The 1,539-nt window shown below is 23.8% G+C and carries 1 protein-coding gene; it reads right to left on the bottom strand.

The window, feature by feature from the left end; translation table 11 throughout:
- Positions 1 to 140 precede the first annotated feature (140 nt).
- Positions 141 to 1,316: a Na+/H+ antiporter NhaA gene (gene nhaA, locus G3997_RS02845; RefSeq protein WP_296647768.1), complete on the bottom strand. Its 1,176-nt coding sequence runs from the start codon at positions 1,314 to 1,316 to the stop codon at positions 141 to 143.
- Positions 1,317 to 1,539 lie beyond the last annotated feature (223 nt).

The raw sequence follows: 1,539 nt of genomic DNA, 5'->3' as shown, positions 1-1,539 counted from the left end.
AATTTCTATTTATTTCTATATTATATAGTATTTTCAGTTTAATGTATATTTTTATTAATTAATTTTAAATAAAAAAAAGCAATTATATTATATATTGATTAATTAATATAGTTGCTTTTTTATTTATAGTTTAATCTATTTTACTTGTGAGAATTAGATTTATTTGGTTCTTTCTTTTTATAAAAATTGATTAGTGTAGCTACAATATAAGTGATAATAATAGATATTACAGCTGATGACAATATAGATATTTTAGATATATTAATCAGTTCAGGATTATCACCAAATGCTATCTCAGATACAAATATTGACATAGTAAATCCTATACCTGCTAATAATGAAACTGAAAATACAGATAACCAATCTACACCTTTTGGTTTTTCAGTTATGTTAAACTTAGTTCCCACCCAAGTAAATAACATTATACCTAGTGGTTTACCTACTACTAAACCTGCAACAATTCCCCATATTAATGTATGGTCTAATGCAATATTTGCATTTAAGTCTAAACTTATATCTGTATTAGATAATGCAAATAACGGCAGTATGAGTAAGTTACAAAAAGGTTCTAATTTATGAACTAATCTTTTTAACATAGGCTCTTTAGATGTTTTGAATTTTTTAGATGGTATTGCACTAGCAAGTAAAACTCCACTTATCGTTGCATGTACTCCACTATAATATATAAAAAACCATAATACTAACCCAACTAACAGATATGCTGCAATATTATCTACTTTATTTCTATTCATAGCTAATAATATTAATAATATAATAATTGAAATTAGTATGCACCATACATTTATATGTGAAGAATATAATACTCCTATTACCAATATTGATATTAAGTCATCTACAACAGCCAAAGATAATAAAAATATTTTTAGTAATGGATTAAGCTTATGTTCTAATATCATAAATATACCTACTGCAAAGGCTATATCAGTTGATATTGGTATCCCTATTCCATCAGAAAATGGTGTGCCAAGGTTAATTATCGTAAATATAATCGCTGGTAATAAAACGCCACCAATTGCTGCTATTATAGGAAATGAAGCCTTTTTAAAGCTTGATAATCTCCCATGTAATATTTCATTTTTTATTTCAAGACCAACATATAAAAAGAATATTGCCATTAAAAAATCATTTATTATCAGGTGAATATTAAATTCTCCTATGATGGGAAAACTAAAGAAATTATTATATGCTTGTCCAAACCTACTATTTGCTATTGTTAAAGATACTATTGTAGCAATTATAAGTAATACACCTGTAAATACCTCAGATTTAATAATATCTTTTAGCTTATGAGTCATTGATTTAAATTCTCCTTTCATATTAATAATTTTTTCAAACTTTTAAAGTAACCATAAATCTTCTACTTTTTATAATATAATTACAAATATAAAACTTAAGTGTTTTTGATTTTTTAGTTTTTGATTTTTATCATTTTTTATTCGTTAATTACTATAATTTTATTTGGTTAATTTTAATTATTTAACAAAAAAGACACTTAAAATCATTTTTATCATAATCTAA

The sequence above is a fragment of the Romboutsia sp. 13368 genome (genome assembly GCF_018336475.1).
GTDB lineage: Bacteria > Bacillota > Clostridia > Peptostreptococcales > Peptostreptococcaceae > Romboutsia.
Note: the sequence above shows the minus strand (reverse complement) of the source record. Positions and strands in the feature narration are given on the sequence as shown.